General features: G+C 39.0%; 15 protein-coding genes and 1 tRNA gene. 6 read left to right on the forward strand and 10 right to left on the reverse strand.

Annotation, left to right across the window (positions count from 1 at the left end):
* The first annotated feature begins 57 nt into the window (after window positions 1-57).
* Genes ACYQ0H_RS10085 through ACYQ0H_RS10095 form a run of 3 tightly spaced genes read left to right on the forward strand, consistent with a single transcriptional unit; the run spans window position 58 to window position 2,568 of the window.
* A complete protein-coding gene (locus ACYQ0H_RS10085; RefSeq protein ID WP_459812708.1) occupies window positions 58-954 on the forward strand; it encodes a class C sortase in 897 nt (298 codons plus the stop codon).
* A gap of 13 nt (window positions 955-967) precedes the next feature.
* Window positions 968-1,936, forward strand: coding sequence for a Cna B-type domain-containing protein (locus ACYQ0H_RS10090; RefSeq protein WP_459812709.1), 969 nt, complete (start codon window positions 968-970; stop codon window positions 1,934-1,936).
* A gap of 11 nt (window positions 1,937-1,947) precedes the next feature.
* On the forward strand, window positions 1,948-2,568 hold the full coding sequence (locus ACYQ0H_RS10095; protein ID WP_459812710.1) for a sortase: 621 nt from the start codon (window positions 1,948-1,950) through the stop codon (window positions 2,566-2,568).
* Between the two features lie 44 nt (window positions 2,569-2,612).
* Here the strand turns inward: ACYQ0H_RS10095 and ACYQ0H_RS10100 are convergent, their stop codons facing one another.
* Together ACYQ0H_RS10100 and ACYQ0H_RS10105 are read right to left on the reverse strand one after the other, a co-directional pair.
* Window positions 2,613-3,500: a chemotaxis protein CheX gene (locus ACYQ0H_RS10100; protein ID WP_459812711.1), complete on the reverse strand. Its 888-nt coding sequence runs from the start codon at window positions 3,498-3,500 to the stop codon at window positions 2,613-2,615.
* 3 nt (window positions 3,501-3,503) lie between these two features.
* A complete protein-coding gene (locus tag ACYQ0H_RS10105) occupies window positions 3,504-3,881 on the reverse strand; it encodes a response regulator (RefSeq protein WP_459812712.1) in 378 nt (125 codons plus the stop codon).
* Between the two features lie 193 nt (window positions 3,882-4,074).
* Between ACYQ0H_RS10105 and ACYQ0H_RS10110 the strand changes: the two genes are divergently transcribed.
* The 3 genes from ACYQ0H_RS10110 to ACYQ0H_RS10120 all read left to right on the forward strand — a co-directional run bounded on the left by ACYQ0H_RS10110 (window position 4,075) and on the right by ACYQ0H_RS10120 (window position 6,172).
* Window positions 4,075-4,161: transfer RNA gene (locus ACYQ0H_RS10110), tRNA-Leu, on the forward strand.
* A gap of 757 nt (window positions 4,162-4,918) precedes the next feature.
* On the forward strand, window positions 4,919-5,485 hold the full coding sequence (locus ACYQ0H_RS10115; protein ID WP_459812713.1) for a hypothetical protein: 567 nt from the start codon (window positions 4,919-4,921) through the stop codon (window positions 5,483-5,485).
* A gap of 54 nt (window positions 5,486-5,539) precedes the next feature.
* On the forward strand, window positions 5,540-6,172 hold the full coding sequence (locus ACYQ0H_RS10120; RefSeq protein ID WP_459812714.1) for a DUF5710 domain-containing protein: 633 nt from the start codon (window positions 5,540-5,542) through the stop codon (window positions 6,170-6,172).
* Window positions 6,173-6,345: 173 nt separating this feature from the next.
* Here the strand turns inward: ACYQ0H_RS10120 and ACYQ0H_RS10125 are convergent, their stop codons facing one another.
* The 8 genes from ACYQ0H_RS10125 to ACYQ0H_RS10160 form a co-directional block, all read right to left on the reverse strand.
* The gene (locus ACYQ0H_RS10125; protein WP_459812715.1) at window positions 6,346-7,413 is read right to left on the reverse strand and encodes a tyrosine-type recombinase/integrase; all 1,068 of its coding nucleotides are present in this window, start codon (window positions 7,411-7,413) and stop codon (window positions 6,346-6,348) included.
* Between the two features lie 169 nt (window positions 7,414-7,582).
* The gene (locus ACYQ0H_RS10130) at window positions 7,583-8,431 is read right to left on the reverse strand and encodes a helix-turn-helix domain-containing protein (protein ID WP_459812716.1); all 849 of its coding nucleotides are present in this window, start codon (window positions 8,429-8,431) and stop codon (window positions 7,583-7,585) included.
* Window positions 8,432-8,702: 271 nt separating this feature from the next.
* On the reverse strand, window positions 8,703-9,902 hold the full coding sequence (locus tag ACYQ0H_RS10135; RefSeq protein WP_459812717.1) for an Ig-like domain-containing protein: 1,200 nt from the start codon (window positions 9,900-9,902) through the stop codon (window positions 8,703-8,705).
* A gap of 179 nt (window positions 9,903-10,081) precedes the next feature.
* A complete protein-coding gene (locus tag ACYQ0H_RS10140; protein WP_459812718.1) occupies window positions 10,082-10,288 on the reverse strand; it encodes a hypothetical protein in 207 nt (68 codons plus the stop codon).
* Between the two features lie 481 nt (window positions 10,289-10,769).
* Window positions 10,770-11,504: a hypothetical protein gene (locus ACYQ0H_RS10145; RefSeq protein WP_459812719.1), complete on the reverse strand. Its 735-nt coding sequence runs from the start codon at window positions 11,502-11,504 to the stop codon at window positions 10,770-10,772.
* Window positions 11,505-13,328 carry a VirB4 family type IV secretion system protein gene (locus tag ACYQ0H_RS10150; protein ID WP_459812720.1) on the reverse strand — a complete coding sequence of 608 codons (1,824 nt, stop codon included), beginning with the start codon at window positions 13,326-13,328 and terminating at the stop codon, window positions 11,505-11,507.
* A 7-nt stretch (window positions 13,329-13,335) separates the two neighbouring features.
* Complete coding sequence (locus ACYQ0H_RS10155; protein ID WP_459812721.1) at window positions 13,336-14,007, reverse strand: hypothetical protein; 672 nt, start codon at window positions 14,005-14,007, stop codon at window positions 13,336-13,338.
* Between the two features lie 40 nt (window positions 14,008-14,047).
* Window positions 14,048-14,365 (reverse strand): hypothetical protein, encoded by a 318-nt coding sequence (locus ACYQ0H_RS10160; protein WP_459812722.1) that lies wholly within the window; start codon window positions 14,363-14,365, stop codon window positions 14,048-14,050.
* Window positions 14,366-14,682 lie beyond the last annotated feature (317 nt).

Below are 14,682 nucleotides of genomic sequence, written 5' to 3' on the forward strand. Positions count from 1 at the left end.
TACCTATAGCTTTTCTGCCGGCAGTAAATTCTGCCGGCAGACGTTAGGGAGGACTCCATGAGGAAAAAGAACAGTAAGATATCTACGATTATATTACTGGTAATATTGCTGGTGGGGCTCTCCGTGATGCTTTATCCGATAATAAGCGACTGGTGGAATTCACGGACTCAGAGCCGTGCAATAGAAACCTATAATAAAAAAGTAAGCGAAATGAACAAGGAAGATTTTGAGGATATTTTTAGAAAAGCGGAGGAATACAACGACCGCCTTTGCAGATTGTCCGCTCCTTTCAAGGATTATAACAAGGTTTCCGGCTATGAAAATATACTGGATATCACAGGTACGGGAATCATGGGCTATGTTACTATTCCCGCTATAGGAGTCGATCTTCCGATATATCACGGTACAAGCGCCGAGGTGCTTAATATTGCAGTAGGGCATTTGCAGGGTTCTACGCTTCCGATTGGAGGAACTGATACTCACGCTGTCATTTCAGCGCACAGAGGTCTTCCGTCTGCAAAGCTTTTCAGCGATCTGGACGATCTGACAGAAGGCGATAATTTTACGATAACGGTCCTTAACGAGGTATTCACTTACGAAGTAGATAAGATACTTATCGTAAAGCCTGAAGATATTGACGATCTAGCGGTAATACCTGGCGGTGATTATGTTACCCTTATGACTTGTACCCCTTACGGAATTAATTCACACAGACTTTTAGTAAGAGGAAAGAGAACTGATACGGTTTATTCTTCAGTAACAAAGGTTACAGCGGACGCAGTTCAGCTCGATCCAATGACGGTTTTTCCGTTAATTGCCGCTCCGCTGCTGCTTGCTTTGATTATCTTCTGGATATTCGGAGGCAGAAAAAAACATTCGCCGAAGGATATTCTGTTATCAGATATAGCAAACAATGATAATGACGGCGGAGAAAACGGAACTGATAATCAGTAGAGGTGATAAATAAATGAAATTAAAGACGAAACGGCTTTTTAGCTTAGTTTTATGCATAGCTGCACTGATGATGCTTGCCTGTTCGGGTATAACGGCAGCTGCAAGCAATGATAAAAGCGAAGCTTACGGGGTTTTGACGCTTATATGCAAAACTGATGAGGCAGTGCTTTCGGACATGAAGATGAGGGCCTTCCGTGTCGGTTCAAGGCAAGATGACGGCTCATTTGCTCTCGAAGGAGACTTTGCTGAATATCCTGTAGCTCTTGACGATATGTCAGTTTCAGCGGTACAGAAAGCTGCTGCTACTCTTGAAAACTATGCTGTGGTGGACAAGCTTGCACCGGCTGCCGAGAGGAGTACGGACAGCAAAGGAGAGGCAGTCTTTGAAGGCTTAACGCCAGGTCTGTACCTTATAACCGGCAGTTCTGCAGAGGCCGGAGGTAAGCTTTATACTCCGAGTGCAGCTCTTATTGAAATGACGGAAAATGGCGGAGAAACTTTTGATCTGACTGTTTATCCGAAGTTCACGGTAACCGAAATCCCTTCCCCTGATATAACGGAATTTAAGGTTATAAAGCTTTGGGAAAATGACAATATTGACGTAAGACCGGAAGCTATAAGCGTTGAGCTTTACTGTGACGGTGTTCTTAAGGAAACTGTTGAGCTTAACGAAGCAAACGGCTGGTCTTATAAATGGAGCGCAAGCGCCGATTCGGAGTGGAAGATAAAAGAAAAGGATATACCCAAGGATTACCAAGTCAGCTACAAATCTAATGAAACTCAGTTTACGATAGTCAACAGCTACAGCACATCTGTAACTACTGATTCTTCGGAAACTGATACCGGCTCTGAAACTGAAACGTCCTCAAACGGAGGCAAGCTTCCTCAGACAGGACAGCTTTGGTGGCCTGTTCCGGCGCTTTCTGCTGCAGGTCTTATATTGATAGCAGTCGGAGTAAGAGTTAATTCAAAGAGAAAGTGATAAAAAATATTATGGCTGAAAGAAACTCAAAAGGACGGTTTCTGATAGCTGCAGGGGCGGTGTTGCTTTTGGCGGCATTGTCCCTTGTTTTATGGAATTGCTATCATGAGAACCAAAGTGAAAAAAATATGAGAAGCGTTTTGGATACTCTGAAAAATAAAATTACCGAAACCTCTTTTGTATCTGATAAGGATATGTCCGAGGCTTCGGAGGAGGAGAGCGCTGATATATCTGATGAAGGATATATTGAAATAGACGGCAGGCTGTATATCGGAATTATTTCAATTCCTGATATTGAGGTAGAGCTTCCTGTTATGAGCGAGTGGAGCTACGATAACCTTAATATTTCGCCATGCAGGTATTCAGGAACTATTAAACAGAGGGATATTGTAATTGCAGCGCATAATTACAAGGATTTTTTTGCCCGACTTGATGAGCTTAACAGCGGAAGCAAGATTATTTTTACAGATATATACGGACGTGAATTTACCTTTGAAGCTATTCAGACTGATCTGATAAACGGTACGGATATTGATTCAATGCTTTCAAATTCCGATGATTGGGATCTTACGCTGTTTACCTGCACCTGGAGCGGTTGGAGCAGAGTTGCGGTAAGGGCAGTCAGGACATAAAAATAAGCCGCAAAGCTTTTTTGCTTCGCGGCTTTATTTGCTTATTAATCATAGATCGAAATTATAAAAATTACTTCTCCGAACGAAAAAGCTACCGGTATACAGAATGCGTCTTTTTCAAATTTTACATTTCCGGATTTAATAAATTCCTGAGGCTCTAGGGTCAGCTCGTTTCCGTATTCATTTGATTCGCTAACCGAGAAGAGTCCGTTTGTTACGTTGAGAAATTCTCCGACAGCTGCGTCGGTATAATCTGAGATCTCATTTAAGCTTTCCTTGGAAAAACGCTCTGCTATGTGAATATACTCGTCATGACCGCAGGCAATACAGATACGGGCCTTATATTTGCCGTTTATTTTCTGGCTGACGATATTTACGGCGTCAAAGCTTCTGGCAACGGAAGATTCGTACGGAGTAAAATCATCGCCTATAAATCTGATAATATTTTTATAAAGCAGAGTTACATAAGCGGCATAAATACGGGCATATTCCGCAGTATTAAAGTGATAAAACTTATTGACAAGCTCAAGCAGTTTTTCATTCTTGCTGCTTGAAATATCCTCATCGGACAGCTTGTTTTCAGCTTTGTAATTGTTAATGGCATCTTCAAACTGAGCATTTGTAAGCGCACCGTTATTTACAAGGGTCTGTCCCAGAACGAGATAATCCTTCGGCTGCTCAGACAACAAACGGTCTACGTCTGCTTCCGTTAAATATCCGAATTCCACTGCAAGCGTTCCGAAGCGTTTATCTACACTTTGCTGTGCTACATTGATATGTTCGACCTGTTCAGCCGTCATAAGACCCGCGTTGATCGCCAGAACCCCAAGACGTGCTCTTGTATTGGCCTTATCTTCTATCGCCTGAGCAAGATCTTCAGCTGTGACCAGATTTTTATTCAGGAGATAACCGCCGAAAAATTGTGCAAACATATATTAATTCCCCCTTGAAATATTATTGAGAATTTTTTCGACCTGCGAATCGTCGATAGGCTTTTGCAGAAAATCAATTGCTCCGGCATTGATAGCTTCTTTTAAATGGCTTTGAGTTCCGACGGAGGAAGCCATTATTACCTTTGCTTCGGGATCAAAAGCCATGATCTGTTTCAAGGCGTCTACACCGGTAAGTACAGGCATAACGATATCCATGAAAACAACATCGGGCTTGAATTTCATATATTTTTCGACAGATTCCTTTCCGTCAGCAGCCTCATAAATAGTTGTTATTCCTAAAGAAGAAATAAACATACCAAGCTTTTTTCTGGCAAACATAGAATCATCGCAGATTAATATTTTCAAATCATTGATACACATTATAAAACCTCCTGGAAAGTTATTTTTATATAGAAAAAATAATTGATTCTGTATATTAATTTTATCATAATTTACATTCAAAAGCAAGGAGTTTTTTATATAAATGTGCATAAATTTAACGAGCAATTTTTTAGTTTCAAAAGCTTGACTTTTGTTAGAAATTATGCTATAATAATTAAGCATTAATTTCAATGCCGGTGTGATGGAATTGGCAGACGTGCTGGACTCAAAATCCTGTGGTAGTGATACCGTACCGGTTCGACCCCGGTCACCGGCACCATCTTTCAAAAGTGACTGGCTGTGAGTTAGTAAGTAAGGGGTTCGAGCCCCTTGTAGCTCACCAGTTATGTTCATTGAGCGGAATCCACAAACAAGATTATTATGAATTCCGCTCAATAAGCATATACTAATATACTTATTGAGGCTATTATAAATCATACAAGGTGAAGGCTTGCGATTTATAATATAAATGTTTTTTATTTGATGATTTCTTTCGCTCCACTTTTTCCGAGCGGCTGAGATTACATCATACCTCAGACTTTAGCGTCCCTTGCTAATTGGACGAAGTGACTGCTGTGCGGCGGCTCACTCAAACCTACTAAGCTAGGGAAAAATCCCCTTGATAACGGTGTTGCCAGTGCGTACCTCACCGTGCAATTAAAGTTAATTGCAATGTTGTTATCTTAAGTAATACAAAAGAGCCCTTCAGATGTCCTCTCACAAACGATCTGAAAAGCCCTTGACAAATTTATAATAATCGTGCTACAATAGTAGACGAATATTAGGCATTCACCTAAAGGTTTCACAGTTGCGACTGACATCTGTGTTGCTTGGGTTACGTTTTCCTGGCAGAAAACGTAACCTGTGGTGGGTGTCTTTTGTTATACCCATGTATTTAGATTACCACAATTTGTGAGGGTTGTCAAGAGGTTTTTGACAAAAATATGTGGATTTTATTTCCTTTTTCAAGTTTTCTAGTAAAACTTTGGAGAGTGTCACGGTGACACAAAAAGGAGGAATAAGAAGAAGCAAAGGCTTTGGGTGCGAGATGGAATCAAGAAATTTGCGCAAGGTGTCAAGTGGTTTTACAAAAATATATGGTTTTTTGTTTTTCAAAAAAGTGCGATATCATGTCGCAGTCTGGGGTGTTAGCTATGAATGAATTTACAATTAGAAGTGTAAACAGATGGGAATTGAAAGTTAATCTGATATTATTGGCTGTTGTTTTTATCTTAGATTTTATTATGGGATTTTTATCAAAAGCTACTTCGCTATTGTTATTTGTTGTTATTTACCAAACTTCATATCTACTAACAATAGGATGGTTAATCGCACTACTTGTTAATATAAATGGATACAACAAAAAAATAACGATTCAAAACGGCAATATCCAAGGAAAAAATGGCTTATTTAGCAGCTATAACATTACAATTTCAGATGTTGTCGCTGTTCATACATACCGCAAACAATTATCATTAAGATATACAGTTGAAATAAGAACAAATTACACTATTTATAGGACAAACGGAATTAAAAGAAAAAATGCGATTAAGTTTATGGACGAGCTTTCTAAATATAAATATTTTGAAAGGTCTGTCGGTTAAAATCTTAATATTATTATGCCATTAATAAAAATAAAGAAAAGAGGAAAATAAATTATGCTTTTACTCAATGTTCCATATGAAGAAAAAGAAGAAGCGAAGGCTTTGGGTGCAAGATGGAATCCAGAATATAAGAAATGGTCAGTATTTCTCGGAAAAGATTATTATAAATTTGATAAATGGATACCTAAAAACAGCGGAAATATTATACTGTGCGATTATATATACATAATAGGTGGAAAGCATGAATGCTTTAAGTGTCATAAACAAACTTCTGTTGTAGGCTTAGGCGTTGAAAAACTTATGTATATAATGGAAGATGAAAACGGCAAAAGGAATTATAAGTATACTAAAGACGATATACATATTTGCCCTTTCATCGAAGAACTGCCGAAAAACATATGTGATTTTGTAGCAAAAAATTACAGTTTAAAATACGGTTATTCAAACGTCGTAAAAGAAAGCTATTTAGCTAATCACTGCCAGAACTGCGGCGTTATACAGGGAAACTTCTATTTGTTTGATGAAGTTGATTCACCGTTTTTCCTCTATGAGGCAAGTGACGCGAAAAAGCTTGAGATTTATAAAGTGAAGCTGCCGTATGATATAATCTGTCATGCTGAAATAAGCTATTCAAGCAGTGATTATTTGATTAAGGAATATGGAAACATTCAAGAGTTAAATTTATAACTGCGACATGATGTCTCACAACATAACAGCTCAGGAGAAAAAACTATTCTCTCCTGAGCTTATTTATTATTTCAAATTTAAAAGAAAAACTTCTTTGTCACGGTGACACAAAAAGATGTATCCTTATTTACGCTTCGAGGAGATGATCCCCGAAGCTATTATATTTTTAGTTATTATAAATCAATCATGTCGTTAAGTGTATCGGCTATGTTCTGCTTGTCCTTAAAAGATAGGTGAATGTAGACTGAATCTGTAACCGCCGTGCTGCTGTGTCCAAGCCACTGAGATACTGCTTTCATCTGTGTGCCGTTCTGATAGAGCAGACTGGCGCAGGTGTGCCGTAAATCGTGATACCTGCATTTAAGTTTCAATCTGTCGGTATGTATCTTGAATTTTTTTGAAACATAATCAGGAGTGATAAAATTACCGAATTCGTCAACACATATGTATTCAAGATATTGCTTGTTGTAAACTTTTCGGTTTCTGATGTATAACTTGCACTGTTTAATTTTTACTTTTTGTAGATAATCAAAAAGTTTTTCGGGTATAGGCAGAGTTCTGTGACTGGAGTCATTTTTCGTCAAGTTGGAAAAAAACAGCTTGTTTCTGTGATGTTCACTGTACTTGACAACTGTATGCTGTATACATACCGTTTTGCTGTCCCAGTTTATGTCTTTCCAGCGTAATGCAAGAGCCTCACTCCGTCGCAAGCCTAACACAGCAGCCAGAACCACAGGTAGATACAGCTTGTGTCCCTCTAAATGTTTGAATAAGCGCTGCAGCTCATTAATAGTCAAAAAGCTTCCACAGAACTTTTCAATTCCCGGCTTTTCCGTGTAATCGGCAGGATTGTAAGTAATCCATCGATTGCGAACAGCAATTCCAAGTGCAGCGTGAATGCTGTTGTGGTGCTTTGCAAGAGTGTTACCAGATAAGCCTTGACGCTGCTTAACTCTGTAGTAATCCTCAATGACGATGGGAGTTATCTCGGATAAGTGCAGATTGTTGGCACGAAAATAAGGCTCGATGTGTTTGTTTATCTGCGAACGATAGCCATCGTATGTGTTGGCTCTGACCTGGGACTTCTTCTTTTCAAGCCATTTTAATAACAAGTCCGCAAATAATTGATTGTCTTCTGAATTACAGTTATACCGTTGCTTCAGTTCCATATTTTCACGAGTAAGCGCGACAACCAATTTTTCCAATTCAATCTTTTCTTTAAATATTGTTTCAAAACTCATAACAATACCCTCTTTCCCTATAATTATCTATTATATAACAAAATTAGATAAAATCAATACCAAGATATGTATTACTACAAATTACAATAAAAATCTACTAAAATATTCCTATAACTAAATTGAAAATTGAAAAAGACAAATCTCGGCTTGCACCGAAACCGAAGTAAAGCTAGTATCTGAACATGTTCCGAAGCTTTCTTAAACCTTTACGAAGCATATGACCGATTTTTATCAGATTTTCATGTATAATATCACATATCACTGTTAAAGTAGGTAAAAACTTATTCTTTTCAATATTTGAGTACTTAAGTGGGTCTTTAATACGTTTATCAAAAATTATACCACCCCGTATATTATCAGATCCGGCACCACGCCGTAGCTTCAGCTTCATCAGCTTCTGCAGACGTGCGGCATTTATTTTTGCCTTGCGGTATGAAGATAGTATAATATTGAAAAGAAAAAACCTTAGACTTAGACTTACAGCAGCATAGTTGTTGTGTCCATAATCTCCTGCAGCGCAGATATAATGCTCCCTGATGAGCAGTCCCAGCTCGCCAAGTAATCTTACCTTTGTAATACAGGTAGCCCTTGAAAGTCTTGTAAGAGAGCTGATTTGACTATAAGACGGAAATGCTCTGCCGTTATTATTGCAGAAGTAATTAACAGAGCAGTAAACCATTAAAGCAGACTTACCCACATTGCTGAGTATAAAATAAAAAAGCCTGCGGTCTATTCTGCTGAATTTTCCCTGCAAGCGATTTAAGGTGTATTCATTTGTAGTTCTGTGACCGTTTTTATATCTCCGGTTTACTTTTAGAAGTCCTTTGCTGTGCAGCTCCCTTAGGGCAGTCTGTACCGTATTTACACACAAGCCTGTGTGATCAGATAAGGTGTGTAGCTTTATTTTGACCGTAACTGTAAAATAAAATCTGTTAGAAAGAAGAACGTATATAACAAAAGCAGAAGCAGACAGCTGCAAATCAAATATCATATTGGGTACTTTATAATATCTTTTCATTTTCTATCCTTTCAAATGTAAAATATATGTTAAATATAGCTAATCAAGTTGACATATTGAAAAAATCATGCTAATATTTAAGTAGTTGGAAGATGTACTTTTTCTTTCATTTCTCTAAGTAAAAAAATGGGTGTTTGTTTTTGACAGCTCTATGATTACACAAAAAAGCTCCCTGAACGGAAGCTGGGAAATGTAAGACGGTTTGGTCACCATAGATATGTCTTCAAAAACTGATCGGCTGTTTCTGTGGGAGGAAACAGCCGAATTTTTATTATTGTACCGTCACCATACAGGAAGCAGACAAGCCTCCGTCCTGAGTAACAGCTGTAATTATCGCCTTGCCCTTGCTTTTAGCGGTGATCCTGCCGCCGTCTACAACTGCAATATCTGGACGGTTACTAGACCATATTACACTTTTGTTATCGGCATTATCCGGTGATATTACAGCCGATATGCTTACAGACTTATTGACCGATAATATAACGTTATTGTTTGCAAAGCCGGTTATTAGGCTTATTCCGTGTACTTTAATTCGTGCTTGCGTTGTTGTAGTAGTCCTTTTAGATGTTGTTGTTACAGCTGCTGAAACAGCGGGTTGTCTTGAAGCTGTCGGCGGCGCTGCAGAAGCGGTATAAGAAACTGACGTTTCAGATCTGCTAATTTCAGAGGACTTTTCAGTCTTGGAGAAAATGTCTGCAGAAGTTGTTGTTTTTGAAGCAGTATTTGATTTTGAAGAAACAGAAGCAGCTGTGCTTTTAGATGTACTACTGGCTGAGTATGTTTTCGCTGAAGATGTGGAGGACGTAAAATATGTTGTCACACTTGTCGTTTCCGCAGCTGAAGCTTCTGGGTAAGAAGCTTCAGCTGCGGATGTATCAGAAGTCTGTGCCTGTACAGCTATTTCATTGCTGCCTGAATTGGGAAGCACTAGTACCGCCGCTGTACAGCCGATCAGCACAGCACAAGCGGCGGCAATTAAGATTTTTTTCCTGCCGCTTAACTTTGCAAATATATTTTTCTTTTCAGTATTTATATCATCTTGTTGGACAAGCTCCGGAAAGATCCTGATCCAGCCTAAAGCGTCCATACCATATGTCAAACAGCGCTCAAGCTCTATGTACTGCTCCTGCTCATCTTCGGCAGTGACAATATTAAGTATTTCAAGCTTTAGTACAGATCTTAAAAATCCTCCAGCTTTATCCTTAGCTCCCGGATATATGATAATGATAATAATGTCGGTATAGATGATTTGCAGCTGCTCCAGTAGTTCCGATAATTCATCGTCATTTTCAGATATGCAGCTTCGCTGTAGAATTATTCTTTTGCAATGTTTATGCAGCTGCATATCTTTCTTTAGAAAAGTTTGAAACGAATAATCGCTGTGTATTGTCTTTATATCCGTGTCATCATCAGCATTACAGCTCATAATCATGCTCTTATATCGTGTATCTACTACGGCAAGCGTTTGCATTTATGTTCTCTCCTTTATCTGATTAAATTAAAAAGACACTTGAAAATTATCAGCGTCTTAATGAGAAATTTTTTTATGATTGAAATTAAATATCGGCAGTATCGCAGCTTAATATAATGCCTTCGTATTTCGGATCGGTTATAGCTATGTTCTGCATTTGTTTTGCTCAATATATTATTTTACCCCCTTGTTAATAACAAAATCACCGCATTCAAAACAGCGGCAAATATTGATAAATCAGAAACAATAATATATGTGTCAATAATAGATTCGATAACTGTTGCAGTTGGATACCCACAATGGGAAACAGCATTTTTGATTATTTGCTTTATATATTTAAACGCTGCACAAAGAACTAAAAACTTTATGAGTATCCATACAACCAATGGTTTAATAGAGCCTGTCATATTAAAGTAAGTCAGCGTAGCCGCATATATAATTGTCTGTAAGACAATACAGCTAAAACTTAGCTTTAGTGAATGTTTTCTATTCAAAATTTTTTTCATATTAATCACCTAAAAAATTGACTCCGACATATTTGTGAGGTAGAATTAAACTGGGAGGAACGATTATGAAATTATACTATCAAATTAAAGATTTCATCTTAGACTTACATACTAAACGAAGTATGTTTATAATAATGATAATTGCTCTACAGCTATCATTATCTAATGAAGCCTTTAAAACGATGTTTGAATTATTTGAAGACGATAGCTTTAACCATGGTATCAACCAGTACGTTGTTATATATTGTAACGTCACTAAAGTTTGTAGGTTATAGCTTTTCAGCTTATTTAAGTACCTATAATATGACCCTAATCATTATTGCTAGTACAATAATGATTTCAACAAAAGTATTTTTCAAAATTATTTCTCATTCCCGACAATAACAACATTATCCCAATGGTGCTTAATAATTTCCTCGTCAAACTCTTTTTCGCCTATGTAAGGCAAAGGGTCAATAGGCTCATAATCAGAATCGCCGTACATCTGGAAGCAAAATATCATAGTAGCATGATCCTCATCGGCCGTAAGAGCGTGACCTATAATATCTCCCTGATCTACGCTGTCACCTACTTCAGCGTGTTCCGCCTCCGTGTCCACAGCCCAGTATTTACTGTATAGACACCAGTTGACCTCATCGTCCGCCGGAGCGTCATGTTCTACTACGATATACCAGCCGCCTAACGCTTCGGACGAATCGATCTCGACTACCTCACCGTCAGCAATAGCATATAGATTGTCGCCGTCGCAGTTGTAAGTAAGATAGTCGAGCGTCCGTCCGTTTGCTTCATCGCCAAAGTAATGCTGTATTGTGCGGTTTATAGGCATACCGAAATCATAACCTTCGAGTACAGTCTGATCCTGCTGTATAAGATCCGGACGTATCTGCTGTATGATATACAGCTCCTCTGCCGGAGTGCCTTCCAGCAGCAGATGATCTTTGATCCAGTCTGCCGGCATTGATAACGCAGTTGCTATAAGTATGATTATAAAAAGCGGAAACAGCAGTAACAATACTATTATCATTACTGCTGCATTTCTTCCGGTATTACTGTCGTTTTGCTGAAGCATTTTCATAATCAGAAAATACCTGTTCATTTATCTGCCTCCTGCCGTTCCCATAAGCTTTAGCTTATATTCCGGTATTTCAAAGCGCACACCCAGACGTTTAGCTCCGGCTAAGAATAAGGCTTGTCCTCTTTTCTTTTTCAACAATAATTCCTCTTCGGCTTCTGTCAGGTTATATAACTGCTTAAGTTCCAAAAGATTCTGACCGTCTGTTCCGAATAATACCTTATAGCAAGGTATATCGAGCATTGCCTGTCCGTACATCTTAATATCGGGATCCAGAAAATCAACAACACTATGGGATATGATAACTATTCCTGCCTCGTATTTTCTGTCCTGCTTAATAGAGTTTCTATGCCATGCCAAGGACTGCGGAACGCTGCGGTCAATAGACAGATAAGCTTCATCCTCATAGAGCAATACTTTGGTATCCCTGTCTTTAGTCATCTGCTCCCAGCACCAGGTCAGGATGTTAAAATACTGAGTCCGCTTAACAGCGTCCGGCGTCGTCTGCAGCGCTTTGGTATTCAGCACAATAATGTCCGCTTCTGTATCGAGCGTCGTGTGACCGTTCCAGATAAAGCTGTCCGAGCCTTCGGATATATCTGTAAGCAGCTCCACAAGCTCTCGATAGTCCTTATCACCGCCGCTTTCCTCAAGCCTTTGCTTCAGAAGCTTATGAAGATCTGAAAATATAGGGAAATCAGTATGCGACAGCTTTGCAGCGTCTGTTTCCCAGGTTATATCAAACTGCCTGTACAACTCGATTATTGTTTTTTTCAATAATGACTTCTGGATCATTGTCAGATCTGGAAGATACATTGAAAAGAAAATTTCAAGTGTTTTGATGTGAAGCGCAAGATCTCCCATGCCGTTTCCCTCGTCTATGTATAATCTGTTCAGCTCTTTTTCATCGTCCTTCGGCGCCGGACGTATTTCAAGCGGATTTATCCTTGTATTGCCGCCTCCGCCCAAATTTATAACCGCTCCGCCGAGATTATGAGCAAGCTCGACATATTCCGCGTCTGGATCAATAAAAATCTGCTTTACTCCGTTTTTAAACTGAATAATAGCAAACGCCTTAACAAAAGCCGATTTTCCTTGACCTGCTTGCCCCATTATAACCATATTTGAGTTTGTTCGATCATCACCTCTTAGCCAGTAGTCGATCATCATAATGTTATTGTCCAGGGATTTAGCAAAATAGTCTCCGTTTTTATCTGAGAATCCGGACGAGCTGAAAGGAAAGCCGCCGATCAGCGTTGTTAACGGCACTATCCTGTTGCTTATCTGATTGACCTCAGGATCTAAAGTATAGGTGGGAACGCATTGTTTAAGTATTTTATCCTGTCTTCTGGAGGCAAGTCTGGTCTTTATGCCCATACCGGACAGTATAGATCTTGCACGTCTGGAGGCTCGCTGCAGCTCCTTATCGTTTGGAGCAATCGTCAAAAAGTTTAATCCCATTTGACAGACCGAGATACCCTCGTTGTCAATTTCCTGCATAAGCTTTCTGCTGTCATTTGCAGCAGTTTCCGCTCTTTGCTGTTTCAGAGGATTATTGTTTTCTTCAGCTTCATTTTCCTTGTTTATTATGTTCCTGTTGAGAGCGTCCAAAAAATCCGATTCATCTATCGGCGAAACTCCTATGCTGACAATTGAATTTTCCATATTTACGATTCTGGTAAGCCAGCCGTAGTCAAGTCTGCTTGGATATTTGTGTACAAAATATCCCTCCGCCTTATACCCTGATATTTCAATATCCTTTATGTTGTTGACTAATGATTGAGGGGATATTACATTAATGACCGAATTATTTACCCTATCTTTAGACTGCGTTCTTTTCTTCTTCAATTTTATTTCAACTCCTTATTTCCGGCAGTATGACCGCCTGATTTTCATATATTTCATCAGTAACGGACGGATTGTAAATTAAATTGCACAGCTGTATTATCTCCTGACGGCTGAGCAGCTGCGTTTCGAGCTTCCTGCTGTCATTCCAGTGTGTGATAAAATCTTCTCGTTCCTTAGCATAATCTTCCTCAGCCTTGCTCCATGTCAAGACGTAAAACTTCTTTTCAACCATTGTGCCTGAAACTACCATGCTGTTTACATAACTGATCTCATTGGATATTATGAGCTTGCGTATATCAGACCCAATTCTTTTCTGTTCGCCAAGATTATCCAGGTACGGCTGTACATTAAACGGCTGCGGAACAGCCAGTATCTTATACGGAGTTCTGATCGACGACAACGAGCCGGAAACGATCTTAACAAACTCCGTTTTTTCTCGCACTGTCATCAGATCTGTGTTGACCGGAGAAATTCGGTATATTGATATGATATATCCGTCTCTTGTATAGACTGCGTCATCAATATCCGCAACATTTGTCCAGGTATTCGCCGACATTTTCCGAGCTGACTGCTGTTTTTCCTCCTGTCTGGGTAAGATCACTTTATTGTATAGTATATACAAGGCGTATATCATAAGACATACGCCCAGCATAACAACCGATATTATCGTATTATTCATAGCTTCTTCCTTTCAATATTTTACTAATGCCCTGATAGCCTTACATCTCGCACGCTTCAGCTTCTTCAACAACTGCCTCTGCTTCAATTTCATCTCGGCAAAGATTACTTAACACCGCTTCAGCATTGTCCTCAGAAATACGACCCATAAAGTTATCTCCGGCATAGTATGCTTTTCCGTCTGCCTTTACAAAAGTCATGTATGTTGGTTCATCGTTGCCTGTTTCAGGATTTGTTTTATATGAATACTGTTCACTGCTTTGGAATCCGTTTGCAAACAGAGAAGACTTTAAAGGAACAGGCGGCAAAGTATTATACATATCCTCATACTGTTCCAGAGATATTTCTTTTCTCGGCATTAATTTATCTTTCGGAAATGGTTTATATGCTTCTGCCAACTGCGTTTTATTAATTTCCGATTCCAATATATATTCTTTTAGATACGTTATATCAAATTCAGATAATGCAATGCCAAGCATTTATAGTAGATTGATCCATTATACACGCCTCCCCATCAGCTCAGCCATACAATCCGAGCATACAGTCTTGCCCTTATACTCAACAACATCTTCAGCGCTGTTGCAGAATACACAAGTACGCTGGAACTTCTTAAGGATGATCATATCGTTATCTGTATAGATCTCGATAGAATCACGCGGCTTCAACTGAAAAGTTC

It is taken from the genome of Hominimerdicola intestinalis (genome assembly GCF_054655215.1).